Origin of the sequence: Pseudomonas sp. LFM046 (assembly GCF_000949385.2) — a bacterium.
Classification (GTDB): Bacteria; Pseudomonadota; Gammaproteobacteria; order Pseudomonadales; family Pseudomonadaceae; genus Metapseudomonas.
On the sequence record NZ_JYKO02000001.1, the window covers coordinates 1,255,115 to 1,280,035 of the forward strand.

22 protein-coding genes are annotated in these 24,921 nt (G+C 65.6%); 4 read left to right on the forward strand and 18 right to left on the reverse strand.

Translation table 11 applies throughout. The features are described 5' to 3' along the window. Window positions 1-129: 129 nt before the first annotated feature. A complete protein-coding gene (locus TQ98_RS05905) occupies window positions 130-993 on the forward strand; it encodes a CAP domain-containing protein (protein ID WP_044871672.1) in 864 nt (287 codons plus the stop codon). Window positions 994-1,220: 227 nt separating this feature from the next. Beyond that, window positions 1,221-2,606: an EAL domain-containing protein gene (locus tag TQ98_RS05910; protein WP_044871671.1), complete on the forward strand. Its 1,386-nt coding sequence runs from the start codon at window positions 1,221-1,223 to the stop codon at window positions 2,604-2,606. A 44-nt stretch (window positions 2,607-2,650) separates the two neighbouring features. On the opposite strand, the gene TQ98_RS05915 is transcribed toward TQ98_RS05910, so the two are convergent. The 5 genes from TQ98_RS05915 to TQ98_RS05935 form a co-directional block, all read right to left on the reverse strand. Next, window positions 2,651-4,456, reverse strand: coding sequence for a monovalent cation:proton antiporter-2 (CPA2) family protein (locus TQ98_RS05915; protein WP_044871670.1), 1,806 nt, complete (start codon window positions 4,454-4,456; stop codon window positions 2,651-2,653). A 99-nt stretch (window positions 4,457-4,555) separates the two neighbouring features. Continuing rightward, window positions 4,556-5,182: an isochorismate family cysteine hydrolase YcaC gene (gene ycaC, locus TQ98_RS05920; RefSeq protein ID WP_044871669.1), complete on the reverse strand. Its 627-nt coding sequence runs from the start codon at window positions 5,180-5,182 to the stop codon at window positions 4,556-4,558. Between the two features lie 314 nt (window positions 5,183-5,496). Then, on the reverse strand, window positions 5,497-7,461 hold the full coding sequence (locus TQ98_RS05925) for an amidohydrolase family protein (RefSeq protein WP_103102889.1): 1,965 nt from the start codon (window positions 7,459-7,461) through the stop codon (window positions 5,497-5,499). Between the two features lie 16 nt (window positions 7,462-7,477). After that, window positions 7,478-8,035, reverse strand: a complete 558-nt coding sequence (locus tag TQ98_RS05930) for an antibiotic biosynthesis monooxygenase (RefSeq protein WP_177410157.1) — start codon at window positions 8,033-8,035, stop codon at window positions 7,478-7,480. Between the two features lie 65 nt (window positions 8,036-8,100). After that, a complete protein-coding gene (locus TQ98_RS05935; RefSeq protein WP_044875193.1) occupies window positions 8,101-8,745 on the reverse strand; it encodes a hydrolase in 645 nt (214 codons plus the stop codon). Window positions 8,746-8,904: 159 nt separating this feature from the next. On the opposite strand from TQ98_RS05935, the gene TQ98_RS05940 reads away from it, so the two are divergent. Then, window positions 8,905-9,813: a LysR family transcriptional regulator gene (locus TQ98_RS05940; protein WP_044875192.1), complete on the forward strand. Its 909-nt coding sequence runs from the start codon at window positions 8,905-8,907 to the stop codon at window positions 9,811-9,813. Between the two features lie 77 nt (window positions 9,814-9,890). On the opposite strand, the gene TQ98_RS05945 is transcribed toward TQ98_RS05940, so the two are convergent. The 7 genes from TQ98_RS05945 to ribBA all read right to left on the reverse strand — a co-directional run bounded on the left by TQ98_RS05945 (window position 9,891) and on the right by ribBA (window position 19,765). Then, the gene (locus TQ98_RS05945; RefSeq protein ID WP_044875191.1) at window positions 9,891-10,862 is read right to left on the reverse strand and encodes an SCO family protein; all 972 of its coding nucleotides are present in this window, start codon (window positions 10,860-10,862) and stop codon (window positions 9,891-9,893) included. Between the two features lie 52 nt (window positions 10,863-10,914). Further along, window positions 10,915-13,644 carry a multicopper oxidase domain-containing protein gene (locus TQ98_RS05950; RefSeq protein WP_103103127.1) on the reverse strand — a complete coding sequence of 910 codons (2,730 nt, stop codon included), beginning with the start codon at window positions 13,642-13,644 and terminating at the stop codon, window positions 10,915-10,917. A 608-nt stretch (window positions 13,645-14,252) separates the two neighbouring features. Next, window positions 14,253-15,401, reverse strand: coding sequence for an ABC transporter ATP-binding protein (locus TQ98_RS05955; RefSeq protein WP_044875190.1), 1,149 nt, complete (start codon window positions 15,399-15,401; stop codon window positions 14,253-14,255). A 17-nt stretch (window positions 15,402-15,418) separates the two neighbouring features. Further along, window positions 15,419-16,228, reverse strand: a complete 810-nt coding sequence (locus tag TQ98_RS05960; RefSeq protein WP_044875189.1) for an ABC transporter permease — start codon at window positions 16,226-16,228, stop codon at window positions 15,419-15,421. A 3-nt stretch (window positions 16,229-16,231) separates the two neighbouring features. Further along, window positions 16,232-17,191: an ABC transporter permease gene (locus TQ98_RS05965; RefSeq protein ID WP_044875188.1), complete on the reverse strand. Its 960-nt coding sequence runs from the start codon at window positions 17,189-17,191 to the stop codon at window positions 16,232-16,234. Further along, window positions 17,176-18,201: an ABC transporter substrate-binding protein gene (locus tag TQ98_RS05970; protein ID WP_103102890.1), complete on the reverse strand. Its 1,026-nt coding sequence runs from the start codon at window positions 18,199-18,201 to the stop codon at window positions 17,176-17,178. The genes TQ98_RS05965 and TQ98_RS05970 overlap by 16 nt, the downstream gene beginning before the upstream one ends. 454 nt (window positions 18,202-18,655) lie before the next feature. Further along, window positions 18,656-19,765 (reverse strand): bifunctional 3,4-dihydroxy-2-butanone-4-phosphate synthase/GTP cyclohydrolase II, encoded by a 1,110-nt coding sequence (gene ribBA / locus TQ98_RS05975; protein WP_044875185.1) that lies wholly within the window; start codon window positions 19,763-19,765, stop codon window positions 18,656-18,658. An 80-nt stretch (window positions 19,766-19,845) separates the two neighbouring features. Between ribBA and TQ98_RS05980 the strand changes: the two genes are divergently transcribed. Then, the gene (locus TQ98_RS05980) at window positions 19,846-20,139 is read left to right on the forward strand and encodes a DUF1330 domain-containing protein (RefSeq protein WP_044875184.1); all 294 of its coding nucleotides are present in this window, start codon (window positions 19,846-19,848) and stop codon (window positions 20,137-20,139) included. A gap of 46 nt (window positions 20,140-20,185) precedes the next feature. Here TQ98_RS05980 and TQ98_RS05985 read toward each other — a convergent pair whose 3' ends face one another. From TQ98_RS05985 to TQ98_RS06010, 6 genes are all read right to left on the reverse strand, one after another. Next, window positions 20,186-20,749, reverse strand: a complete 564-nt coding sequence (locus tag TQ98_RS05985; protein WP_044875183.1) for an NUDIX hydrolase — start codon at window positions 20,747-20,749, stop codon at window positions 20,186-20,188. Window positions 20,750-20,753: 4 nt separating this feature from the next. Then, the gene (locus TQ98_RS05990) at window positions 20,754-21,506 is read right to left on the reverse strand and encodes a GntR family transcriptional regulator (protein WP_044875182.1); all 753 of its coding nucleotides are present in this window, start codon (window positions 21,504-21,506) and stop codon (window positions 20,754-20,756) included. 81 nt (window positions 21,507-21,587) lie between these two features. Then, a complete protein-coding gene (locus TQ98_RS05995; protein WP_044875181.1) occupies window positions 21,588-21,977 on the reverse strand; it encodes a carboxymuconolactone decarboxylase family protein in 390 nt (129 codons plus the stop codon). A gap of 112 nt (window positions 21,978-22,089) precedes the next feature. After that, window positions 22,090-22,575, reverse strand: coding sequence for a flavin reductase family protein (locus TQ98_RS06000; RefSeq protein ID WP_044875180.1), 486 nt, complete (start codon window positions 22,573-22,575; stop codon window positions 22,090-22,092). A gap of 12 nt (window positions 22,576-22,587) precedes the next feature. Further along, the gene (locus TQ98_RS06005) at window positions 22,588-24,069 is read right to left on the reverse strand and encodes an aldehyde dehydrogenase (protein WP_044875179.1); all 1,482 of its coding nucleotides are present in this window, start codon (window positions 24,067-24,069) and stop codon (window positions 22,588-22,590) included. Then, complete coding sequence (locus tag TQ98_RS06010; RefSeq protein ID WP_044875178.1) at window positions 24,066-24,899, reverse strand: alpha/beta fold hydrolase; 834 nt, start codon at window positions 24,897-24,899, stop codon at window positions 24,066-24,068. The genes TQ98_RS06005 and TQ98_RS06010 overlap by 4 nt, the downstream gene beginning before the upstream one ends. Between the last annotated feature and the right edge of the window lie 22 nt (window positions 24,900-24,921).

The window sequence follows — 24,921 nt, forward strand, 5'->3', positions numbered from 1 at the left end:
CACGGCGCGGCGGGTAGGGTGCGCCGTGCGCACCGGCGGTTGGGTGGAGTGGCCGGCCCTGAACCTTGCCCCGGCGCCGCAGTCTCATCGCAGGCTCGATTTCCTCTTCCCCCTCTCGCAAGAACCTTCATGCGCCCATTCGCTCGATCGCTTCGCCTGGTCCCCTTGTTCCCCGTTGCCCTGATGCCCTTCCTGGCAAGCCCCGCCCAAGCCGGTGATGAGCGGCAACTGCTGGCTGCCATCAACGACTACCGCACCCACAGCCAGCGCTGTGAATGGCGCACATTCCGGGCGGCCCCACCGCTGGTGCTGAAGTCGAACCTGGCCTTGCCGGTGGAATACCGGGGCGAACTGCGACGGGGCCTGCGCGATGCCGGCTACCCGGCCGGGGAGGTGCGCACCATCCGCCTGTCCGGTGCGCGGGACGCCAAGGCGGCCTTCAGGATGCTCAGCGGCGATTACTGCGAAGACCTGCTGGACCGCCAGGTGTCCGACATCGGCATCAGTCGCAGCGGCAACCAGTGGCGTGTGGTGCTGGCGCAGCCGATGGCCACGGCTGCCCAGTTGGGCGATGCCCGCTCGGCCGGGCAGGCGCTGCTGGCGCAGGTCAACGCGGCCCGGGCAAAACCGCGCATGTGCGGCTGGAAACGCTTCGCCGCCGCCCGCCCGCTGACCTGGAGCTCCGCCCTCGGCAGCGCCGCCCAGCAGCACAGCCGCTCCATGGCCAAGCGCGACTATTTCTCCCACGAAGGCCCCGACGGCGATTCACCCTTCGACCGGGCGCGTGCGGCGGGTTATCGGGGCAAGCAAGTGGGCGAGAACATCGCCGCCGGCCAGGGCTCACCCCGAGCGGCCATGGACAGCTGGCTCGCCAGCCCCGGCCATTGCGCCAACCTGATGAACCCCAGGTTCACCCAGGTCGGCGCCGCCTATGCGTCGGAGACCCGCAGCGAAAACGGCATTTACTGGACCATGATGTTCGGGGCGCCGTGACGTCGGAGGGATCCCGACCACCGCTGATGGGTTTCGCTTCGCTCTAGCGGAACGCCGCCCGCCACATCCTACGAAAGCGGCGGCCTGCTTTTCTGTGGGGGCGAATTCACCCCAATGACAGCCCTTCGGCCTGACCAGCCGCCCCTTTGCGCTGTCCTTTGATCGCATGTCAATTTGCAATCACGCCAGCAGCTTCAAGAATGGATAAGTCGGCAAAGGGATTTTCCATGACTTCCATCTCGGCTTCTCTCAAGCGAATTCATCAGTTCTGGCAATCGTCCGACCTGGTTCTGATCGGTCAGCGGCGGGAGCGGCGCATGCGTATGCTGGCCAGTGGGCTGATGGTGCTGATGGGCTGCTTGTGGGGTGGCTACTTCTCGCTGCGGGGTGCCTGGGGCATCGTGTGGATGGACCTGGCGCTGATCCTGTGCGGCCTCAGCGTGTTTTTCCTGACCCTGAGCAACCACGCGCGCAGCGCCAATCTGCTGCTGTTCGGGGTGCTGATCGTCATCATCCTGGTGTCGACCCTGCTGCTGGACGTGCCCACCGCCGCAGCCCCCAGGGCGTCCCACCTGTACTTCCTGCCGCTGGCTGTGGCGGCGCTGATGGCCTTTCGCGACGAGCCCACGTGGCTGCGCTATGGCGCCGCCTCGCTTTGCCTGGCGCTGTTCACCTGCCTGGCGGCGTCATCCTGGAGCCCCATCACCGGCTACAGCCTGCCGGACGAGGTGCGGGTGATCGGTTCCTGGGTGCAGGGCGTGGCGTCCGCGACGATGCTGTTCATGCTGCTGCACATCCTGCAAACCGACGCGGCGGAGCGCTCGGAGCTGGACCGTGACTTGCGCACGGCGCTTCGCGAGGAGCAGTTCAGGCTGTACTACCAACCCCAACTGGATATCGCCAACCGGGTCGTTGGCGCCGAGGTGCTGATCCGTTGGCAGCACCCGCAGCGCGGGTTGCTGCCGCCCGGGGAGTTCATCGATCACGCGGAGACAACGGGGCTGATCATCCCCATCGGCCAATGGGTGCTGCAGCAGACGTGCGCGCAGCTGCGCGCCTGGAAGGACGATCCGTTGCTCCGTCAGTTGTGCCTGGCGGTGAACATCAGCCAGAAACAGTTTCGCCAATCCACTTTCGTGCCGGAGGTGCTGGCGCTGCTCGAGGGGTACGGCATCGAGGCGCGGCGGCTTGAACTGGAACTGACCGAAACCCTGATCGTGCAGGACATCGAGGACCTCACGCGCAAGATGTCGGCGCTGGTGGAGCAGGGCGTTCGCTTCTCCCTGGATGACTTCGGCACGGGCTTCTCGTCCCTGAGCCACCTCAAGCGATTGCCACTGAACATGCTGAAGATCGATCGTTCCTTCATCTGCGATGTGCTGACCGATGCCAGCAGCGAGACCATCGTGCGAACGGTGATCGCGCTGGGGCAGAGCATGGGGATGACGGTGATCGCCGAAGGCGTGGAGACCGAATCCCAGCGCGATTTCCTGACGAGCATCGGCTGCCAGCAGTTCCAGGGCTACCTGTTCGCCAAGCCCTTACCGCCGGCAGAGTTCGTCGAGTGCGTGCGGCGCTGCAATGTGCCGGCCCTGGAAGCCGTTTCTTCCTGAACGAAGGATGTCGCGAATGAACCCACTGCCGCAGGAAAAGGGCGTCATTTGACGCCCTTTTCCTCGATCAGGTCCGCGTCGAACAGGTGCTCCAGCTCGGCGCGGGCCTCGCGGGCGGTCTGGATCACGGCGGCGTCATCGTCGTAGACCTGGTGCTGGGCAGCCAGTACTTCCTCGTCGTGGCGCTGGAAACGGCGGATGCGGGCGTTGGCCTGGTCTTCGTCGAGGCCCAGGCCCAGCAATGCCTGGCGACTCATTTCCAGGGCCGAGTGGAAGGTCTCCCGTATCGGTACGGCGCCCAGGTCCAGCAGGCGGTGCACATGCTGGCGGTTGCGCGCGCGGGCAATGACCTTCACGTGCGGAAAGTGGCGCTTCACCAGCTCGGCGATCTTGAGATTGGTTTCCGGATCGTCGGTGGCGACGATGAGGAACTCCGCCTTGTCCACCTTGGCCGCGCGGAGGATTTCCGGGCGCAGCGGGTCGCCATAGAAGATCGGCATCCTGCCCAGGCTGCGGCCGTATTCGATCATCTCCACCGCCGTGTCCAGCGCCACGAAGGGTACGCGCTGGGCGCGCAGGACCCGCGCGATGATCTGCCCCATGCGGCCCATGCCGGCGACCACCACCCGTGGCTCGTCGCTTTCGATGTTCTTGTATTCCGGTGGCACCGGAACCTGCGCCTGCTTCGCCTTGAACATACGGAACAGGAACAGCACCAGCAGTGGCGTGACGGCCATGGACAGGGTGATGGTGAGCACCAGCAAGTCGTGCAGGCGGGCGTCCAGCAGGCCCTGTTCAAAGGCCAGCTTGAACACCACGAAGGCGAATTCGCCACCGGCCGCCAGCACAATGCCCAGGCGCACCGCATGGGCCTTGTCCAGACCGCCGGCATAGCGACCGATCAGGTAGAGCAGGGGCATCTTGATCAACACCAGGATCAGCGTCAGGCCGATGACCGACAGCGGTTCGCTCAGCAGCAGGCCAAGGTCGGCGCTCATGCCCACGCTGATGAAGAACAGCCCCAGCAGCAGGCCCTTGAAGGGCTCGATATGGGATTCCAGTTCGTGGCGGTATTCGGAGTCCGCCAGCAGGACCCCGGCAATGAAGGCGCCCAGGGCCATGGAGACCTCGGCCAGCTCCATCAACCAGGCGGTGCCGATCACCACCAGCAGGGCCGTGGCGGTGGACACCTCGCGCAGACCGGTCCGCGCCACGACGCGGAAGACCGGACGCAGCAGGTAGCGTCCGCCGATGATCACCGCGCCCACGCTGCCTATCACCTGGAGCAGGTGGACCAGGGAGTCGCGGTCAGCCGCCAGTTCGCCGGTGCCGGCCAGCACCGGCATCAGGGCGATCAACGGGATGGCGGCAATGTCCTGAAATAAAAGGATGGCGAAGGCCAGGCGGCCATGGGGCGCGGTCAGCTCCTTGCGCTCGGCCAGCAATTGCAGGCCGAAGGCGGTGGATGACAGGGCCAGGCCAATGCCCACCACGGCCGCGGTGTTCAGTGACTGGGCGAAGAACAGCCAGGCGACCGTGCCTATGGTCAGGCCGGTCAGCAGCACCTGGGCCAGGCCCATGCCGAACACCGAGTGGCGCATGACCCAGAGCCGCCGGGGCGACAGTTCCAGGCCAATGATGAAGAGCAGCAGCACCACGCCCAGTTCGGAAAAGCGGCTGACACTTTCCGTGTCGTCGATCAGGCGCAGAACCGAGGGCCCTATCAGTACGCCCGCCAGCAGGTAGCCCAGCACGGCCCCCAGTTGCAGGCGCTTGGCCAGGGGCACGGCGATGACGGTGGCAAGCAGGAAAATCAGCGCCGCTTGCAGCAGGTTACCGTCGTGGGGCATGGGTCACTCCTCGTTCTTGGTGATGCGGGGGCGACATTTTAGAGCAGGGACGGTAATCGGTGAGGAAGCCGCGTCAATGCGACGCGGCTTCCGGGCGGCTTATTTGCCGGCGGTGAGGGTGGTGTAGCTGGTGATGAGGTTGCGGTAATCGGGGATGTGGTTGGAGAACAGCGCAGCCAGGCCCTCGATGTCATTGCGCCAGTCGCGGTGCAATTCGCAGGCCACGCCGAACCAGGTCATCAGTTGGGCGCCGGCGGCCTCCATGCGGCGCCAGGCGGCGTCACGGGTGACTTCGTTGAAGGTGCCGGAGGCATCGGCGACCACGAAGACCTCAAAGCCCTCTTCCAGGGCCGACAGTGCCGGGAAGGCCACGCAGACCTCGGTGACCACGCCGGCGATGATCAACTGCTTCTTGCCGGTGGCCTTCACGGCCTTGACGAAGTCTTCGTTGTCCCAGGCGTTGATGTTGCCGGGGCGGGCGATGTAGGGCGCGTCGGGGAACTGCTCTTTCAGTTCCGGTACCAGCGGGCCGTTGGGGCCGGTTTCGAAGCTGGTGGTGAGGATGGTGGGCAGCTTGAAGTACTTGGCCAGGTCACCCAGGGCCAGCACGTTGTTCTTGAACTTGTCGGGCTCGATATCCCGCACCAGCGACAGCAGGCCGGCCTGGTGATCGACCAGCAGTACAGCGGCGTTGTTCTTGTCCAGACGCTTGTATTGGAACGACATGGTTGAGTCTCCTTGCTTTTGTGGGTTGCCCGCCTTTGTGAGGCGAACAGCTTGGGGGCAGCGTTGCGAGTCCGGCACTTCGTGGTCCCTGGCCACCTGCTGGGCCTTCCTGTGGCGCTCGATCAGCAGTGGGTAGTGCGGGAATACATGACTATAGGCGGCTGCCGACTGGGCGGCGTCGTCCTGGGCCATCTTGGAGTACGTGCCTGACGCGTCGATGACAGCGAATACCGTGTAGCCCGCGTTCGTCGCACTGATGAGGTCGAGCGTTGGCACCCGCCGCTTTTTTGTAGGGGCCAGGGGAGTCGCCCGTGTCAGAAGGCGAAACAGGAACACCCCAACGCCCCCCAGAAGCCCTGGTAGTCACTCACCGGCACGCTCGACTGGCGCGCCCGCTCGTGGCTATGGGCGTGCACCGCGCAGGCGCCGACGCACTGGTGCACCTGGGCGGTGAGCGGCGCGCTGGGCTTCCAGTGGCCGGGCACCTTGGCCACCGGCGACCACTCGGGCAGCACCGGCAGTTGCCGGGGGCCGAATGGGTCGAATTCGCCGGCGGCGTAGACCACCTTGCCGTCGACCACGGTCAGCACCGACTCGATCCACTTGATCGCCTCTTCCTCGACGCTGAAGAAGTCCGCCGACAGCGCCGCCAGGTCGGCCAACTGGCCCACCTTGATCTGCCCCTTCTTGCCCTGCTCGCTGGAGAACCAGGCGCTGCCGTGGGTGAACAGTTCCAGCGCGGTGGCGCGGGACAGGCCCTGGGGGTACAGCTCCAGGCCGCCGACGGTCTTGCCGCTGACCAGCCAGTAGAGCGAGGTCCAGGGGTTGTAGCTGGACACGCGGGTGGCGTCGGTGCCGGCGCCCACCGGTACACCCTCGCTGAGCATGCGCTGGATCGGCGGGGTTTTCTCGGCCGCCTGGGCGCCGTAGCGGTCGACGAAGTATTCGCCCTGGAAGGCCATGCGGTCCTGGATGGCGATGCCGCCGCCGAGGGCGCGCACGCGCTCGATGTTCTTCGGGCTGATGGTCTCGGCGTGGTCGAAGAACCAGGGCAGGCCGTTGAACGGGATGTCGCGGTTGACCCGCTCGAACACGTCGAGCATGCGCGAGATGGATTCGTCGTAGGTGGCGTGCAGGCGGAACGGCCAGCGCTGCTCCACCAGGTGGCGCACCACCGGTTCCAGTTCCTGCTCCATGGTCTGCGGCAGGTCCGGGCGCGGTTCGAGGAAGTCCTCGAAGTCGGCGGCGGAGAACACCAGCATCTCGCCGGCGCCGTTGTGGCGGAAGAAGTCGCTGCCGTCGCCCGGTTTGACCTGCTTGCTCCAGTTCTGGAAGTCCTGGAGTTCCTCCTTGGGCTTCTGGGTGAACAGGTTGTAGGCGATGCGCACGGTGAGCTGGTCCTGCTGGGCCAGTTCCTGGATCACCTGGTAGTCGTCCGGGTAGTTCTGGTAGCCGCCGCCGGCGTCGATGGCGCTGGTCAGGCCGAGGCGGTTCAGCTCGCGCATGAACTGGCGGGTGGAGTTGACCTGGTACTCCAGCGGCAGCTTCGGCCCCTTGGCCAGGGTCGCGTAGAGGATGGTGGCGTTGGGGCGGGCGATCAGCATGCCGGTGGGGTTGCCGTTGGCGTCGCGCTGGATCTCGCCGCCGGGCGGGTTGGGGGTGTCCTTGGTGTAGCCCACCGCTTTCAGCGCGGCGCGGTTGAGCAGCGCACGGTCATAGAGGTGGAGGAGGAACACCGGGGTGTCCGGCGCCGCGCGGTTGATCTCGTCCAGGGTCGGCATGCGCTTCTCGGCGAACTGGAATTCGTTCCAGCCCCCGACCACCCGCACCCACTGCGGGCTGGGGGTGCGCTCGGCCTGCTCTTTGAGCATGCGCAGGGCGTCGGCCAGGGACGGCACGCCTTCCCAGCGCAGCTCCAGGTTGTAGTTGAGGCCGCCACGGATCAGGTGCAGGTGCGAGTCGTTGAGGCCGGGGATGACGGTGCGCTGCTTGAGGTCGATCACCCGGGTGGCGTCGCCGCGCAGGGCCATGGCCTCGGCGTCGGTGCCGACGGCGAGGAACTTGCCATCCTTGATGGCCACGGCGCTGGCGGTGGGCTTGGCGCGGTCGACCGTGTGGAAGCGACCGTTGAACAGGATCAGATCGGCAAACATGGAGCCCCCTGAAGTCGTGGCATTGGCGGAGAAGGGCAGCGCGGACCAGAGCGCGCCGGCGGCACCGAGCACGGTGCTGGCGGCGAGGAACTGGCGGCGGCTGTTGCTGGACGGATCGTCGCTCATGGAACCCTCCCTGGGCTCAGCGTTGGTTCAGCCAACCGGCGAAGAAGCGCGTCACCGGCGGCATGAAAAGATAGACAACCAGCAGCACGATGCTGGCGGTGATCACCACGTTGCTCGGTACATAACCGCCCAGCCAGGGGGCGACCTTGAACAACGGCTGCCAGAGCAGCGGCACCAGCAGGGCCAGGGGCAGGATCACCAGGAAGGTCACGCAGGCCTGCTTCCAGCGCGGGGGCTGGGGCATATCGGCCGGGGCCGGGGTGAACCAGAACTCCCGCTCGGGGTTGATTTCCAGTTGGTCGCCATCGGCGAGCAGGGGGCTGACCTCTTCGATCAGCTGGCGGCGCTCGGTGGAATCCAGCCAGGTCTGCAATTGGGCGGTGCTGGCGAAGCGCAGGATGGATGTGAACAGGTGCAGGCCGTCCTTGCGGTCGCGCACCACATCGATGCCGAGGTGACCGGGGTAACCCTTGGCGATGCCGACGATGCGGCGCAGCCAGGCTTCGTATTGCTGTTCCTGTCCTTGCTTGACCTGGTGGCGAACCAGCAGGGTCACGACGTCGTCTGGGATCATCGTGGTGTGCTCCCTTCAGCGGATGGAAGAGGGCCGGACGCGGCGGGCGCGTCCGGCCTGGGGGCTTACTTCACCTGGCGCTGGGGGGCCTTGTGCACCATGGTGTAGGCGTAGTCCACGCCCATGCCGTAGGCGCCGCTGTGCTCCCGCACCAGCTCCATCACGGCGTCGTAGCTTTCGCGCTTCGACCAGTCACGCTGGTACTCGAGCAGGACCTGCTGCCAGGTCACCGGGATCGCACCGGCCTGGATCATGCGCTGCACGGCCATGTCGTGGGCTTCCTGGGAGGTGCCGCCGGAGGCATCGGTAACAATGTAGACCTCGTAGCCGGCTTCGATGGCTTCCAGGGCGGGGAAGGTCAGGCACACTTCGGTCCAGAGGGCGGCCATCACCAGTTTCTTGCGGCCAGTGGCTTTCACGGCGGCGACGAATTTCTCGTCTTCCCAGGAGTTCATCGAGGTGCGCTCGACGGGCTGCTGGCCAGGGAACACACCCAGCAGTTCCGGCCAGATGTAGCCGCTGAAGCTTTCGGTTTCCACGGAGGTGAGGATGGTCGGAACGTTGAAGATCTTGGCGCTTTTGGCCAGGGCTACGGTGTTGTTCTTCAGTTGCTGGCGGTCGATGGACTGCACGCCAAAGGCCATTTGCGGCTGGTGGTCGATCAGGATCAGGGCGGAGTTGGTCGGGTTCAGCAGTTCGCGGATGGACATGGCATTTCTCCTGGAGCAGTGGTTTTTTGGCTTTCTTCCTGGCCGGTGCCTTCTCCGTGAAGGCTGTTTGGTTCCGACGTGGGATTAAGTTTGTGCTAGCCCATAGATGGAAACAATTAGCTAAAATTGAAATTCATTGATTCTGAATTGGAGACATTGATGGACAGGGTCGAGTGCATGCGTGCTTTCATCGAAACCGTGCGCAGCAATGGCTTTGCCGCTGCGGCGCGGGCGCTGGACCTGCCACGCTCCACGGTGAGCAAGCAGGTGCAGGCGCTGGAGGAGACCATTGGTGTGCAGCTGCTGGTGCGCACCACGCGCAGCCTTCACCTGACCGAAGCGGGGGCGGAGTATTTCGAGTCGGCGCGGGACCTGCTGGCGAGCCTCGATGAAGCCGAACAGCGGGCGCGGGAGGGGGTGGGGGAGTTGCGCGGCGTGCTGCGGGTGAACGCGCCCATGTCCTTCGGGCTGCGCAAGCTGGGGCCGCTGATTCCGCTCTTCCATGAGCGGCATCCGCAGATCGAGCTGCAACTGGTGCTCAGCGACCAGCAGGTGGACCCGGTGCGCGGCGGCTTCGATGTGACCATCCGCATCGCCAGCCTGGCGGACTCTTCCATGGTGGCCCGCACCATCGCGCCGGCGCCGCGCTATCTGGTGGCATCGCCCGCCTACCTGGAACGGGCGGGTATGCCCGAATCGCCGGAGGACCTCGCCGGCCATGCCTTCCTCTGCTACGGCTATCTGCAAAGTGGGGTCGGCCTGGCCCTCAGCAACGGCACGGAAACCCGCCGCGTGCAGGTGACCGGTCCACTCCACGCCAACAACGGCGACTTCCTCGCCCAGGCCGCCGAGGCCGGCATGGGCATCACGCTGCTGCCCAGTTTCATCGTCGACGAAGCCCTGGCCGCCGGCCGGCTGGTGACGCTGCTCTGCGAGTGGCAGGCACCGCCCATCAGCATCAACGCCGTCTACCCCTCCGCCCGCCGCCTGCCGCAGAAGACCCGGGTCTTCATCGATTTCCTGGTGGAAGAGATGGCACGGGCCAATGAGCGGGTGGTGTGTCCATAGGAAGGTGGGGCCGTCGGGGCAACTGCGTTGCCCTTGGCGAATGAATTCGCCCCTACAAAGAGAGGGTGCGCGGGATATCAGCGCTGCGCCTGGCGCAGCGTTTCTTCATCCAGGTAGCGGATCAGCGCCTGGATATCCACATCGGTCAGGCGCAGGTTGGGCATGGGGACCTGGTTGTACTGGCGGTAGAGCTCGATGGCCAGCGGGTCTTTCTCGGCGAGCATGACATCGGGTTCCTTGAGCCAGCGGGTCAGCCATTGCGGGTCGCGCAGGCGGGTGACGCCGAGCAGGTCCGGGCCGATGCCGCGCAGGCCGCCCAGTTCGCCGTCTTGCGGGCCGAGGGTGTGGCAGGCGCTGCAACGGGTGCGAAACACCTGCTCGCCGGTCGAGGGCGTGCGGATGGCCGGGGCGTCGGCGTAGCTGCGCGCGCTCGGGTTGGCCTGGCGCCAGTTCTGCAGGCCGTTGCCGAGCTTGTCGGCGAGTATGTAGGGGTTCTCGAACGGGGAGACCTTCATCCACTCGCCGGTGGCCTGGTTGCCGATCACCAGGCTGAGGTTGTGCTGCTTGAGATTGCCCGGATCATCCCCGGGGACCAGCAGGCCGAGCTTTTCCCGCAGGTGGGTGATCTCGTCGTAGTCGCCGGTGAGGAACTGCCAGCCCGGCGCCACCTTGAACTTCTGGGCATAGGCCTTGAGCACGTCGGGGGTGTCGTGGATGGGGTCGATGCTGATGGAGTAGAAGTACAGGTCGCGTCCGACCCGGTCGCCAAGGATCTTCTGGACCTGGCGAAGGCGGGCCGTCTCCAGCGGGCAGGAGTCGCCGCAGCTGGTGAAGATGAAATTGATTGCCACCACCTTGCCTTCGATCAGGTCGTCGAAAAAGCGCACGTGCCGGCCGTTCTGATCGATCAGTTCGGGGTTGGGGAAGTAGTCCCTGCCCCAGGGGCCGGAGGCGTGTGGCGGGTGTCTGGGCGTCAGCCAGTCGGCGATACCGGCGGTGACCAGTACCAGGGCAACGAACGCGAACAGCAGCGGTCTGGCATGGCGCATGACGTCGACTCCTGGTGGGGGCGGAGCCCTGAGGCTCCGCCCAGATTTGCGCTCAGCGTGCGGTCTGGCCGGTGCCGTCGCCGCTGCGGAAGGTCGGCAGGGCGACGGAGTCCACGTAGCTCACGCCGTCCCAGCTGGGCAGGGGCGTGGGCATCAGCTGGACCTGGCCGGGATGCTCGATGTCCCAGCGCAGCAGCATGGAGTTGTCCTCATGCTGGGTGTTGTGACAGTGCTCCATGTAGGTCCCGGCGAACTCGCGGAAATGCACGGCCATTTCCACCACCTGCTGGCTTTCACTGTCTTCGCCGATGCGATAGACGTCCTTGCGCGCCCACTTTTCCCATTCCGGTGGCGGCAGGCCGCCGCGGCTGAGGACGATGCCTTCCTCGAAGTGCACATGGACCGGGTGCGCCCAGCCGCCGCCGCCGTTCTGGATCTTCCAGATTTCCAGGGTGCCGGAGCCGCTATAGCCGGCCGGCGTCGGGCCATTGGCCAGTTGCGGGGCGGCGGCGATGCGCCGTGGGTCCATGTTGAAGCCCTGGCCGCCGTCGGTCCTGACGGTCCAGGGGGTTTCATCCGTGCCGTTGGTGCGGCCGAAGACGAAGCTGCGGTGGCGCGTCTGGCTCAGCAGCTGGCGGTCATTGGGATTATCCGGATGCAGGGTCAGCGGAATCATCACCTTGCCTTCCGCCTTGCCGGGTTTGGCCGGCTCGTAGTCGGCGGGGTTCATGGCCAGGTCCTGGCCGCTGTAGGCCTGAACCCGCAGTTCGAGGACCTTGCCCACCGCCGGGTCGCCCCTGTCCCACATCGGGCCGGTGCTGGTCTGCTTGATCACCGCCTTGTACTTCTCGGAGAGGATGTCGGCGAGGGCGATTTCCTGCTTGCTGCCCTTGCCGGTCTCATGCTCCAGGACGTTGACGAAGTAGAGCTTGTCCCCGGCCTTGACGCCGTTCTTGGCGAAGTTGACGACGATGTCGTAGCGCTCGGCGATGCCCTGGATGGGCAGGATGCCGAAGTGGTCCTTGAAGTTGCCGTCGCGGTCCAGGTCCATGGTGCCGTCGAAGGGCACGGCGTGTTCCATGATGTTGCCGTCGTTGGCGATCATGTGGAACGGCACCCGCGCATAGGAAACGCCCGATCCTTTCGGCCCCTTGAACTCGCCGCTGGTGCCCTTGATTTCACGCACCAGGGCCAGCTTGAGGTAGCGGGATACCGAGCCGTTGAGAATGCGGAAGCGGTAGCTGCGGGCGCGCACGTCGAACCAGGGCTTGAACTGCCAGTTGACCAGCACCTGGTCGCCGAGGAAGCCGTCGGTGTTGAAGGGATTGAACCAGAGCTGGCCCTGCTGATCCCAGGCCTTGTCCGCCACCAGCAGGTTGACGTCGTAATCGCGGTTGCCCCAGGCCAGCCCGGTGCCGCTGGGGAAGCGCAGGTTCACGCCGTCGTCGACGGCTTCGTTACCCCGGTCCAGGGCGCTGTAGTAGTTCATCATCGCGGCGTCGCCTTTGTAGACGTTCTGCGCGGTGAAATCGAGCATGTGGTCGTGGAACCAGTGGGTGCTCATGGTCTCCCGCCAGTCGCCGCGAATCTGGATCCGGCCGTTCTGGCAGGTCTTGAGGCCGGGATGGGTGTCGTTGACCCAGAGGGTTTCGCCGTCCTCGCAGGGGAAGGCCGCGCGCGGGTCGCCGGCGGTGGTGTTGATGGTGTCGTAGCCGGCCAGTTGGATGGGCCAGCGGTAGTCGTAGTACTGGCCGGGGAAGAAGAAGGCGTTGGTGTAGCCGTCGCTCTCCGCCGGGGTGTGGCCGTTGTGCTCGTGGGTGCTGAGGGTGTGCAGGCCGAAGCCACGGTTGGCCGCCGGATCGATGGGCAGGGCGTTGTAATGGCGGAACAGCACCGGTTGTCCGTAGCGGACCATCAGCAATTTGGGCGGGAAGGTGCCGTCGAAGGTCCACAGGGCGTTGTGGTCCTGAACCGGCATGTTGGGGTGGAAACGCGGTTGGATGGTGGCGGTGGTTCCGTTGGTGGTGGGCAGTCCGGCGGTGTTGAAGTAGAGCCCGCCCGGCGCGAATTCACCTTCGGCATAGTGGTGCCGCTGGTACTGGTCGCGGACACCGCCATTGGTGCGAGCGCCGGCCTGGGCCGTCTGGATCGCCATCTGTGGGTAGAACTCGTTCCAGCGCTGGTGCGACCAGCCCATGCCCGGCGGGCGGCCCTCTGCGGCCCCGGTTATCTGCCGGTGCAGGAAATCGCCGATCTCCGTTCTCCAGGGGTTGGGGTCCAGGGAGTTGGCGTACTGGGTGGGGAAGGGCGACAGGCCCGGCTGGCCAAGGAAGGCGTCCAGGTCGGCACCGGAAGGGCCGCTGCGGGCGACGTCGCCGGTGTCCTGCTCGGGAGCCGAGCCCAGGGTCGGCGCCGGGAAGGGGATGGATTGGGCCGGTGTCGTCGGGTTCAGCGGTTCCAGGCCGAAGACTTCGAACAGCATCATCTGCTGGGTAAAGGGTTGGGCGTTGAACAGGGGGCTCGGCTTGCCATTGGTGGGGTAGTTGAAGCGGGTCTGCTGGGCCGGCGGCAGAACGTTGTCAGCCCGCGGCGTGGTGCGGTCTCCCACCTGGCCGTTGGGCAGCTCGAAGGAACCGGTATTGGCCGGTGCGGCAGTCTCCAGGGCGTCCAGCGCCGCCTGCGGGTTCTCCGGCGGGCCGGTGAAGTGCGATGGGTCGTCTGCGGGGGGCGGACCGAACAGGTCCAGCGGTACGGCGACCGCTGCGTAGAGGTCTAGCGCCATCAGGGCGCCAATGAAGAAACCTGAGGACCTGAAGACCCTTGGCACCTTGTCCAGGGCTTTCGAGATCACACGCGAATTCCGGGCAGACATACCCACCTCGCTATCGAAGGCAGAGGAACACATCGAGAGAGGGAGCGGGCCACTGGAAAGAGGCACGGGGTGGGGCGGAGGTCACTGGCGCTGCAACTACGAAAATGGCCGCGCCGCGGCACGCGACATCAGGTGCGAGGCAGTTGTGGCACGTTGGCCTCGCGGTAATCCTTTTCGCTGTAACAAGGTGTGTCAACGTGGGTTGCGAGCCCTGTATTGCGAAAGGTCAAAACCCTGGCACAGGCGGTAGAGCCCCCAAATATGGGGGTTTCAGGGGATTGGAGAGGAATTTTGCAGTGGTGCTGGATTCCGGTTTTTGACAGTGACGGAATTCCGGCAGGGGTGTGGCGAGAGGTTGGGAACCCGCAGCGGTGCGCATGGCGCACCCTACGCAGAGCGATGGAGCCGGCTGGGTAGGGTGCGCTGTGCGCACCAGCCGTTGGCGGGCTTCGTGGAAACCAGGCGCGTGGAGCAGGATCGAGCATCCGCCACGAATGAGGGATGCTCGATCCCTGTCCTCAATGCGCCCCGGCGCCCTTGGCCAGGTCGCTTTCGTTCCACTCGGTGTAGACGCAGGCATCCGCTGCGGCCCAGCGCACCAGGACTTGCGCACCCGGTTGCAGGGGCGCGGTGGCGCCGGAGAGTTCCTTCAGGGTCAGGCTGGTGCCGCCCGCAGTGGTCACGCTGCAGGTCAGGCTTTCGCCGAGGAACACGGTTTCCGTCACCTTGGCCTGGATCTGGTTCCAGCCGGCGGCCAGGGGCTGCGCGGCGGCCTGTTCCGGGGTCAGTACCTGGGCCTTTTCCGGGCGCACCATCAGCACCAGTTCCTGATCGTTCTTCAGGCCAGCGGTGGGGCGGATGGCCAGCGGCTGGTTCTCGAAGCTGGCCACGGCATTGCCCTGGGCCTTCACCTTGAGGAAGTTGGAGTTGCCGAGGAAGGACGCCACGAAGGCATTCGGCGGGTCCTGGTAGAGGTCGTAGCCGCTGCCGAGGCCAACGATGCGGCCGTGGCTGAAGATGGCGATGCGCTGGGACAGGCGCATGGCTTCTTCCTGGTCGTGGGTCACGTAGACGATGGTGATGCCGAGGCGGCGGTGCAGGTGGCGCAGTTCGTCCTGCAGGTCTTCGCGCAGCTTCTTGTCCAGGGCGCCCAGGGGTTCGTCCATCAGCAGGATGCGCGGTTCGTACACCAGCGCCCTGGCAATGGCCACGCGCTGTTGCTGGCCGCCGGAAAGCTGGGCCGGGCGACGCTGGGCGAACTTCTCCAGCTGCACCAGCTTGAGCATGGACTCGACGCGGCGCTCGCGTTCGCCCGCGGCCTGCTTGCGAATGTCCAGGGGGAAGCCGATGTTGTCGCGCACGTTGAGGTGCGGGAACAGCGAGTAGCGCTGGAACACCATGCCGATGTCGCGCTTGTGGGGCGGCACGTTCACCAGGGACTTGCCGTCCACCAGGATTTCGCCGGAGCTGGGCGTCTCGAAGCCGGCCAGCATGGATAGCGTGGTGCTCTTGCCGGAGCCGCTGGAGCCGAGGAAGGTGAGGAACTCGCCGTCCTGGATGTCCAGGTTGATGTTGTCCACGGCGGTGAAGTCGCCGTAGTGCTTGTTCAGGTTGCGCAGGCTGACCAGGGTCTTGTTTACGCGGGTGTCTTGGATCACGGCACTCATTTTCGTTACCTCGGCGCTCAGGCGCTTGCAGGGTTGCGCCGGCGCAGCACGGCGGCGATCACCATGACCAGTACGGACAGACCGATCAGCAGCGTCGAGGCGACGGCGATCACCGGGGTCAGGTCCTGGCGCAGGGTGGTCCACATTTTCACGGGCAGGGTCTGCAGGGTCGGGCTGGCCATCATCACGCTCAGCACCACTTCATCCCAGGAGACCAGGAAGGCGAACAGGGCACCGGCCATCATGCCGGGGCGAATCCCCGGGAAGGTCACCTTGAATACCGCCTGCAGCCGCGAGGCACCGCAGATCACCGCGGCATCCTCGATGGACTGATCGAACAGCTTCAGCGAGTTGATGATCGAGATGATCGTGAACGGCAACGCGACGATCACGTGGCTGACCACGAAGGAGAACAGCGTCCCGGTGTAGCCCAGCTTGAGGAAGAGGGCGTACACGGCCACGGCGATGATCACCAGCGGCACGATCATCGGCAGGGTGAACAGGCCGTAGAGAAACTCCCGGCCGGGGAACTTGCCGCGCACCAGGGCGAAGGCGGTGGGCAGACCCAGGGCCACGGAGCAGAAGGTGGTCAGCACGGCCACCTTGAGGCTGGCCAGGGCCGACTCCATCCACTCGGCGTTGGAGAAGAACTGGTCGTACCACTTCAGCGTCCAGCCCGGCGGCGGGAACACCAGCCACTGGGAGGAGCCGAAGGACAGCAGCACGATGAACAGGATCGGCAGCAGCAGGAAGGCTGCGATCGTCCCCGTCGTGAGGTAGAGGCCGATGCGCAGGCGCAGGCCCATGGCATTGGGTGACAGCAGCATGGCTTACCTCGCAGTACTGGAAGCCACCGGGGATTCCGGTTGCAGCTTCAGGTAGACGTAGAACAGCGCCAGGGTGATGACGATCAGCAACGCGGCGGCGGCGCTGGCCAGGCCCCAGTTGAGGAAGGACTGCACCTGCTGGACGATGAACTCCGGCAGCATCATGTTCTGCGCCCCACCCAGTAGGGCCGGGGTGACGTAGTAACCCAGCGACATGACGAAGACCATCAGGCCACCGGAGAACAGGCCCGGACGGCACAGCGGCAGGAACACCTTGAAGAAGTTGGTCCAGGGGCTGGCGCCGCAGATCGAGCCGGCCTGCAGCACCATCGGGTCGATGGCGGACATGGTGGCCTGCAGCGGCAGCACGATGAACGGGATCATGATGTAGCTCATGCCGATCACCACGCCGGTGAGGTTGTGCACCATCTCCAGGGGCTGATCGATGATGCCCAGCGCCATCAGGACCTTGTTGATCACGCCGGACGCCTGCAGCAGCACCAGCCAGGAGTAAGTGCGCGCCAGCAGGCTGGTCCACATCGACAGCAGGACGATGTTCAGCAGCCAGCGGCCCCAGCCACGGGGTACCAGGGTGATCACCCAGGCCAGGGGGAAGCCCAGCAGCAGGCTGATCAGGGTCACCAGGCCGCCGACGGCGAAGGTGTTGAACAGCACCCGGGTATAGGCCGAGTTGGCGAACAGCTGCTCATAGTTGCCCAGCCCCGGAGTGGGCTCCAGGACGCCGCGCAGGAGCAGGCCAATCAGCGGTGCGAGGAAGAACAGGCCGAGGAAGAGCAGGGCCGGAATCAGGTTGCGGGCACCGCGCCAGCGCAGCGCGGCCTGGTTGTCTTGCTTCATCGGCGCAGCCTTGACGTCGGTGCCGCCCAAGGCGCGGGATGCGCCTCGGGTGGCCTTGGCCTGCGAGCCGGGCTGAATGGCAGCCATCTTCACTTGACCAGCCATTCGTTCCACCGAGCGGCGATTTCCTGGCCGTTCTTGGCCCAGTACGCGTAGTCGAGGGTGATCTGATCCTTAGCGTAGGCGGTGGGGAGGTTGGGGGCGAGATCGCCCTTGAGCTGGCCCACGCTGTCGACGTTCACCGGGGCGTAGGCGGTGAGGTTGGCGAAGTCGGCCTGGCCCTTGGCGCTGCTGGCGTTGGCCAGGAACTTCATGGCCGCGTCCTTGTTCTTGGCGCCTTTGGGGATGACCAGGAAGTCGGCCATGACCAGGTTCTGTTTCCAGCTCACGCCCACTGGCGCGCCGTCCTGTTGCAGGGCGTAGACGCGGCCATTCCAGAACTGGCCGAGGGTCGCTTCACCAGAGGCCAGCAACTGCTGGGACTGGGCGCCGCCGCCCCACCAGACAATGTCTTGCTTGATGGTGTCGAGCTTCTTGAAGGCGCGATCCAGGTCCAGCGGGTAGAGCTTGTCGGCGGGCACGCCGTCAGCCAGCAGGGCCAGTTCCAGCACGCCGGGACTCGGCCACTTGTAGAGGGCGCGCTTGCCCGGGTAGTTGGCGGTGTCGAACAGGGCGGTCCAGTCCTGCGGCGTCTTGCCGCCGACCTTGCCCTGGTTGTAGCCGAGCACGAAGGAGAAGAAGAAGGAGCCGACGCCGTGGTCGGAAACGAAGCGCGGGTCGATCTTGTCGCGCTGGATCACCTTGAAGTCCAGGGGTTCCAGCAGGCCCTCGGCAGCGGCGCGCAGGGCGAAGTCGGCCTCGACGTCCACCACGTCCCACTGCACGTTGCCGCTCTCGACCATGGCTTTGAGCTTGCCGTAGTCGGTGGGGCCGTCCTGGACCACGTGGATGCCGCTGGCTTCGCTGAAGGGCTCGGCCCAGGCCTGTTTCTGTGCATCCTGGGTCGTGCCGCCCCAGCTCACGAAGCTGAGGTTGTCGGCGGCGATGGCAGCGGTGCCGGTCGCGGCCAGGAATGCTGCGGCGAGAACCGCGGTTGCACGTTTTTTGAACACCATCTGGCTTGCCCTCATTGTTGTGTTTGTACGCAAGCGGGCTTCGCTTTCTACCCGCTTATCAGGAGCAGGGACCCCACTGGGGGATTCAAGGGTGGTCGAGGCGGGAGGCGGTCCCGAATTATCTCGGCCTACGGAATGTCATATTATGGTATTCCAAACTTTCTGCAAGTCCTCCGCATTGCCGGTCATCGCCGATGTCGCTGGAAGCCGCGTGGTGGGGCGGGGCTGTTGTGGGGGCGAATTCATTCGCCAAGGGTTGTGTAGGAGCGAACTCTGCTCGGGAAGCCTTTCACACGAGCCATTCGCGAGCAGTTCGTAGGGTGGATAGCGCTCTTCTATCCACCATTCGACGTGCGGCTGGGCTCGGATTGGTGGACAAAAAAAGCGTTGTCCACCTTACGGGGCCGCTGCGCGGCCCATGGCGAATGAATTCGCCTCCACACCCTGCGCGGCCTCAGCCCTCGAACGGCAGGGTGTCCACCACTTCCAGGTCGTACCCGGTGAGGCCGGCGTATTTCAGGGGCGGGCCGAGGTGGCGGAGTTTGCCCACGCCCAGGTCCTGGAGGATCTGCGCGCCGGTACCTACTTCGGAGTAGATGCGTGACTGCGAACGGCTGTACTGCCGGCGCGGCTGGGTGAGTTGCGGCACGCGCTCGAGCAGGGCCTGGGAGGATTCGTTGTTGGCCAGCACCACCACCACGCCGTGGCCGGCCTCGGCCACTTTCTGCAGGGCGGCCCAGAGGGTCCAGTTCTTCGGTCCGGTGTATTCGGCGCCGACCAGGTCGCGCAGCGGGTCGATCACATGCACCCGCACCAGGGTGGGTTCGTCGCGGTGGATGTCGCCCATCACCATGGCCAGGTGCACGCCGCCCTCGATGCGGTCTTCGTAGGTGACCAGGCGGAAGGTGCCGTGAACCGTGGGCAGGTCGCGCTCGCCGATACGGGTGACGGTGTGTTCGGTGCTGAGGCGGTAGTGGATCAGGTCGGCGATGGTGCCGATCTTGATCCCGTACTTCTCGGAGAAGGCTTCCAGGTCCGGGCGGCGGGCCATGGTGCCGTCGTCGTTCATGACTTCGACGATGACCGAGGCCGGGGAGAAGCCGGCCAGGCGCGCCAGGTCGCAGCCGGCTTCGGTGTGGCCGGCGCGGGTCAGCACGCCGCCTTCGCGGGCGCGCAGGGGGAAGATATGGCCGGGCTGCACCAGGTCGTCAGCCTTGGCATCGGCGGCGACGGCGGTGAGCACGGTGTGGGCACGGTCGGCGGCGGAGATGCCGGTGGTCACGCCGGTGGCGGCCTCGATGGACACGGTGAAGGCGGTGGAGAAGGCGCTGCCGTTGGCCGGCACCATCTGCTCCAGGCCGAGGCGCTGGCAACGCTCGTCGGTGAGGGTCAGGCAGATCAGGCCACGGGCTTCGCGGGCCATGAAATTGATCGCCTCGGGGGTGCATTTCTCCGCGGCCAGCAGCAGGTCGCCCTCGTTCTCACGGTCTTCGTCGTCCACCAGCAGGACCATCTTGCCCTGGCGGTAGTCTTCGATGATTTCTTCGATGCGGTTGAACGGCATGGTGTGACACCTGGCTGGATAAAATGGAAAGTAATCTGGTATACCATAATACCAATTTAACCGGAACAGCAGAGGTCAGCATGAAGGCTTACTGGATCGCCCACGTCGATGTGAAGGACCCGGAGCGCTACAGCGAATACACCCGCCGCGCGCCCGCGGCATTCGCCAAGTATGGCGGCAAGCTGCTGGCCCGTGGCGGCCGTTCGGAAGCCCTGGAAGGCCGGGCGACGCCACAGCGCAGCGTGGTGATCGAGTTCGAGTCCTACGACCAGGCGTTGGCCTGCTACCGCTCGGCGGAGTACCAGGAAGCCTGTGGATATCGTCAAGGAGTGGCGAAGGCGGAGGTGATCATTGTGGAGGGGGTGGCGCCCTGATCGGGGCGCTTTTCCTGTAGGGGCGGTCGCGCGAGCGAGCAACGCCTCAGCGGATGAAATGAATCTTCCCGGTATCGTCGTTGCCCATGTAGATCCCATACACCCCCGCCTCGCGTTCCTCGATGTAGCGCTCGAGGATCTGCCGGATCGCCGGGTAGTAGATGCTCTCCCAGGGAATCTCCTCGGGGGCGAAGAAGCGGTAGTCCAGGGTCTCGGGCCCGTGCTGGCCGGTCACTTCCAGGGCGATGGCGCGGAAGATGATGTAGACCTCGCTGATCTTCGGCACGCTGAAGATGGAGTAGGGGCAGACGATCTCGGCGCGCACGCCGCTTTCTTCCCACACCTCCCGCAAGGCCGCTTCCTCGGTGGTCTCGCCGTTTTCCATGAAGCCGGCGGGTAGCGTCCAGGTGCCGGGGCGAGGGGGAATGGCGCGCTGGCAAAGCAGGTACTTGCCGTCCTGCTCGATGATGCAGCCGGCAATGACCTTCGGGTTTTCGTAATGGATGTAGCCGCAGTCCGCGCACACCAGCCGCTCATGGGTGTCCCCGGCGGGACGCTGGCGGCTCAGGCCGCCGCTGCCGCAGCCGGGACAGAAGCGCGGGGCGGGCATGGCGTCAGCGTCCTATGCGCGGCTCTTTGAGGGCGATGGGGTTGGCGATCTCGCGCACCTTGCCCGGTTCGTCCTGCTTGGATTTGAGGTAGTCCAGGGCCACCTTGGCGGCAGCGCGGACGTGGTCCACGGACGCCTGGTGGGCGGCCAGCGGGTCGCCGCTCTTGATGGCTTCGACGATGCGTTCCATTTCCTTGTTGCTGGCGCCGCGGCGGTTCTCCTGGGAGACGGAGGTGGCGCGCAGGTAGCTGATGCGTGCCTGCAGCTGGCGCAGCTGGGTGGCGGCGATGTGGTTGCCGGAGCCTTCCAGCAGCACATCGTAGAAGCCCTGGACGGACTCGAGCACCTGTTGCAGCTCGCCTTCTTCGAGGGCCTTGCGGTTGTCGTCGAGGGCGCGCTCCAGGGCGCGGATGTCCTTGGCCTTGGCGTTGAGGGTGAAGAGCTGGACGATCAGGCCTTCGAGCACGCAGCGCAGCTCGTAGATGTCGCAGGCGTCTTCCAGAGTGATGATGGCGACGCGCGGACCCTTGGCATCGGCGAACTCCACCAGGCCTTCGGATTCCAGGTGGCGGAGGGCTTCACGCACCGAGGTGCGGCTCACGCCCAGCCGGTCGCAGAGGTCACGCTCCACCAGGCGATCGCCGGGCAGCAGCTGGAAGTTCATGATGGCGCTCCGCAGCTTGTCGAGGACGATCTCGCGCAGGGTGACGGGATTGCGGTTGACCTTGAAGCTGTCATCGAGGGGCAAGCGTTTCATGTGGTCCGCTCTGGTAATGGCTGTCCGTAGGAAAAACGAAGGAGCACCAGAGGGTGCTCCATCATCGGGTGGCGCCGGCAATCAACCCTGGGCCTCGGAATCAGCCTCGGCGAAGGCCTCGCGCGCGATGCGGAAGCTGTCCACCGCTGCCGGCACGCCGCAATAGATGCCGACTTGCAGGAGGATCTCGCGAATCTGTTCGCGGGACAGGCCGTTACGCAGAGCGCCGCGAACGTGAAGCTTCAATTCGTGAGGGCGGTTGAGTGCCGAAATCATGGCCAAGTTTATCATGCTGCGTTCTTTCAGCGATAAGCCGTCCCGGCCCCAGACGTGGCCCCAGCAGTACTCCGTGACCAGCTCCTGCAGAGGGCGCGTGAAGTCGTCGGCGTTCTGGATGGACTTGTTCACATAGGCCTCGCCCAGCACTTGGGTACGGATTGCCAGGCCTTTGGCGTATTTGTCGTTGCTCATTGCGGGTTCTCCCTGCTCAGGCCCGGCCGGTGGGCTGAAGCCCACCCTACATGGGCCAGGAATAAAAAAGGGCCGCTGCCGAGAGTGGTGGCGAACGGCCCTGAAGGGTGACTCAGGCGATCTCCGGCAGGGCGCCAAGCTTGCCCTTGTGGTAGACCATGGGCGTGACCTCGTCCTTGGGCAGGATCAGGTTCTTCACCGCCCCGACGATGATGGCGTGGTCGCCGCCGTCGTATTCCCGCCACAGCTCGCATTCGATGATCGCGGTGGCCTTGGACAACAGTGGGTTGCCCAGCTCGCTCAGGTGCCAGTCGATGCCCTTGGCCTTGTCCTTGCCCTTCTTGGCGAAGGCGTAGGCTTCGGCCTGCTGGTCGGCGCAGAGCAGGTGGATGGCGAACTGCTTGCTATCGCGCAGCACCGGGTAGGTGTCCGAGGCGTAGTTGGGGCAGAACAGCACCAGGGCCGGGTCGATGGACAGGGCACTGAAGGCGCTGGCGGTGATGCCGACGATTTCGCCGTCGGCATCTAGGGTGGTGACCACGGTGACGCCGGAGGGAAAGGAGCCCATCACTTCTTTGTAGATACCGGGTTCGATCATGGTGGTGCCCTCTCAGCGCATCACGAAGGGGTCGGGCATCGGAGCCGGCGAGAGGTTGATCCACACCGTCTTAAGCTCGGTGTAGGCCAGCACCGAATCGATGCCGCTCTCGCGGCCGTAGCCGCTGTTGTGGAAACCGCCGATGGGCGCCATGGCCGACACGGCACGGTAGGTGTTGACCCAGATGATCCCCGAACGCACGTCACGGGCCATGCGGTGGGCGCGGCCCAGGTCGCGGGTCCAGATGCCGGCGGCGAGGCCGAACTGGGAGTCGTTGGCGATGGCCAGCGCTTCGGCCTCGTCCTTGAAGCGGATCACCGAGGCCACGGGGCCGAAGACTTCTTCCTGCATGATCTTCATCGAGTTGCGGTCGCACTCGAACAGGGTGGGCTCGTAGTACCAGCCCTTGGCGTCGATCTCGGGACGCTTGCCGCCCAGGCGCAGGCGCGCGCCTTCGGCCAGGGCGTCGGCCACCAGGCCTTCCACCACGGCGAGCTGCTGCGCAGTGGCCATGGGACCCATCTCGCTGCTGTCGTCCTGCGGATTGCCGATGCGGATGCGCTTGGCGCGCGCCACCAGGCGCTCGACGAATTCGTCGTAAATCTCGTCCTGCACCAGCAGGCGCGAGCCGGCCACGCAGCTCTGCCCGGAGGCGGCGAAGATGCCGGCCACGGCGCCATTGATGGCGCTGTCCAGGTCAGCGTCGGCGAAGATGATGTTGGGCGATTTGCCGCCCAGCTCCAGGGACAGCTTGGCGAAGTTCTCCGCGCTGCTGCGCACCACATGGCGGGCAGTGGCGGCGCCGCCGGTGAAGGCGATCTTGCGCACCAGCGGATGGCGGGTCAGGGCCGCGCCGGTGCTCGGGCCGAAGCCGGTGACCACGTTGACCACGCCCGCCGGGAAGCCGGCTTCCAGGGCCAGGCGCGCCAGCTCCAGGATGGTGGCCGAGGCGTGCTCGGAGGGCTTCAGGACGATGGTGTTGCCGGCGGCCAACGCCGGGGCCAGCTTGATGGCGGTGAGGTACAGCGGGCTGTTCCACGGAATGATGCCGGCCACCACGCCCAGGGGCTCGTGGACGGTGTAGGCGAACATGTCCGCCTTGTCGATGGGCAGGGTGCCGCCTTCCAGCTTGTCCGCGAGGCCCGCGGTGTAGTGGAAGAATTCCGGGAGGTAGCCGACCTGGCCGCGGGTTTCGCGGATCAGCTTGCCGTTGTCGCGGCTTTCCAGCTGGGCCATGTGTTCCTTGTTCTCGGCGATCAGGTCGCCCAGGCGGCGCAGCAACTTGCCACGGACGGTGGCGGAGAGGCCGCGCCAGGCCGGGTTCTCGAACGCCTGCTGGGCCGCCTGCACGGCACGCTCGACATCCGCTTCATCGGCATCGGGCAGTTCCGCCCAGGGCTCGGCCAGGGCCGGGTTGAGGCTTTGGAAGGTCTTGCCGGACAGTGCATCGACCCACTGGCCGCCGATGCACATCTGGAAGCGTGCGAGCGTCATGCGACGATCCCCTTTGCTTGATTCTGGAAAGTCTCTGCCTCGTGGAGGAAGTCCAGCAGCATCTGGTTCACCAGACGCGGCGACTCCACCGGCATCATGTGCCGTTGCTCGTCGAGCACCACCGCCCGCGCGCCGGGAATGCGCTCGGCCAGTTGCCGGGCCATCTCGGGCGTCGAGCCCGGGTCCAGCTCGCCGGTGGCGACCAGGGTCGGCACCTTGATGCTGGGGAGGTCCTCGGTGCGGTACATGTCCTGGGTGGCGAAGAGTTCATAGGTAGTCAGATAGCCCTGCGGATCATTGCTGGCAAGGGTCTGACGGATGGCCTCGATCTGCGCCGGATTGGCGGCCTGGTACTCGCGGCTGAACCAGCGCGACAGGGCCGCTTCCGCGTTCGCATCCGGGCCGTGCTCGGCGGCCTGGCGGGTGCGTTCGATCACCCCGGCGCGCTGTTCGGCGCTGCGGTTGAAGACGCTGTTGAGGATCACCAGGCCTTCCAGGTACTGCGGGTGGTGCAGGGCGAAGGCCCGTGCCACCAGGCCACCCATGGAGAAGCCGATGACCGTGGCTCGCTCCAGCTTCAGATGGTCCAGCAGTTCGCGCAGCTGTTCGGCGTAGCCCACCAGCCCGGTGCCCGGTTCGGGGCGCGGGCTGGCGCCATGGCCGAGCATGTCGTAGGCGATGACCTGGAACTGCGGGGCCAGGCCGACGATCTGGCCGCCCCACATTTCCTTGTTCAGACCGACGCCGTGGATCAGCACCACGGGGTGGCCTTGGCCGGTCGCCAGATAACTGGTGCCGGCCGGTGTGCGTTCAGCGGTGAGCCGAATCATGGATCGCTCCTGCACGGGCCTT

Excerpts from the sequence above, each read along its gene's own strand:
- TQ98_RS05905 (WP_044871672.1), top strand. The coding sequence starts at position 130 with ATGCGCCCATTCGCTCGATCGCTTCGCCTGGTCCCCTTGTTCCCCGTT.
- TQ98_RS06010 (WP_044875178.1), bottom strand. The coding sequence starts at position 24,899 with ATGATTCGGCTCACCGCTGAACGCACACCGGCCGGCACCAGTTATCTG.
- TQ98_RS05970 (WP_103102890.1), bottom strand. The coding sequence starts at position 18,201 with ATGGTGTTCAAAAAACGTGCAACCGCGGTTCTCGCCGCAGCATTCCTG.
- TQ98_RS05935 (WP_044875193.1), bottom strand. The coding sequence starts at position 8,745 with ATGTCCATCCGCGAACTGCTGAACCCGACCAACTCCGCCCTGATCCTG.
- TQ98_RS05960 (WP_044875189.1), bottom strand. The coding sequence starts at position 16,228 with ATGCTGCTGTCACCCAATGCCATGGGCCTGCGCCTGCGCATCGGCCTC.
- TQ98_RS06000 (WP_044875180.1), bottom strand. The coding sequence starts at position 22,575 with ATGATCGAACCCGGTATCTACAAAGAAGTGATGGGCTCCTTTCCCTCC.
- TQ98_RS05930 (WP_177410157.1), bottom strand. The coding sequence starts at position 8,035 with ATGATCCCAGACGACGTCGTGACCCTGCTGGTTCGCCACCAGGTCAAG.
- TQ98_RS05965 (WP_044875188.1), bottom strand. The coding sequence starts at position 17,191 with ATGGCTGGTCAAGTGAAGATGGCTGCCATTCAGCCCGGCTCGCAGGCC.
- ycaC (WP_044871669.1), bottom strand. The coding sequence starts at position 5,182 with ATGTCGTTCCAATACAAGCGTCTGGACAAGAACAACGCCGCTGTACTG.
- TQ98_RS05945 (WP_044875191.1), bottom strand. The coding sequence starts at position 10,862 with ATGCGCCATGCCAGACCGCTGCTGTTCGCGTTCGTTGCCCTGGTACTG.
- TQ98_RS05910 (WP_044871671.1), top strand. The coding sequence starts at position 1,221 with ATGACTTCCATCTCGGCTTCTCTCAAGCGAATTCATCAGTTCTGGCAA.
- TQ98_RS05995 (WP_044875181.1), bottom strand. The coding sequence starts at position 21,977 with ATGAGCAACGACAAATACGCCAAAGGCCTGGCAATCCGTACCCAAGTG.
- TQ98_RS06005 (WP_044875179.1), bottom strand. The coding sequence starts at position 24,069 with ATGACGCTCGCACGCTTCCAGATGTGCATCGGCGGCCAGTGGGTCGAT.
- ribBA (WP_044875185.1), bottom strand. The coding sequence starts at position 19,765 with ATGCCGTTCAACCGCATCGAAGAAATCATCGAAGACTACCGCCAGGGC.
- TQ98_RS05925 (WP_103102889.1), bottom strand. The coding sequence starts at position 7,461 with ATGAGCGACGATCCGTCCAGCAACAGCCGCCGCCAGTTCCTCGCCGCC.
- TQ98_RS05980 (WP_044875184.1), top strand. The coding sequence starts at position 19,846 with ATGAAGGCTTACTGGATCGCCCACGTCGATGTGAAGGACCCGGAGCGC.
- TQ98_RS05985 (WP_044875183.1), bottom strand. The coding sequence starts at position 20,749 with ATGCCCGCCCCGCGCTTCTGTCCCGGCTGCGGCAGCGGCGGCCTGAGC.
- TQ98_RS05955 (WP_044875190.1), bottom strand. The coding sequence starts at position 15,401 with ATGAGTGCCGTGATCCAAGACACCCGCGTAAACAAGACCCTGGTCAGC.
- TQ98_RS05940 (WP_044875192.1), top strand. The coding sequence starts at position 8,905 with ATGGACAGGGTCGAGTGCATGCGTGCTTTCATCGAAACCGTGCGCAGC.
- TQ98_RS05990 (WP_044875182.1), bottom strand. The coding sequence starts at position 21,506 with ATGAAACGCTTGCCCCTCGATGACAGCTTCAAGGTCAACCGCAATCCC.
- TQ98_RS05950 (WP_103103127.1), bottom strand. The coding sequence starts at position 13,644 with ATGGCGCTAGACCTCTACGCAGCGGTCGCCGTACCGCTGGACCTGTTC.
- TQ98_RS05915 (WP_044871670.1), bottom strand. The coding sequence starts at position 4,456 with ATGCCCCACGACGGTAACCTGCTGCAAGCGGCGCTGATTTTCCTGCTT.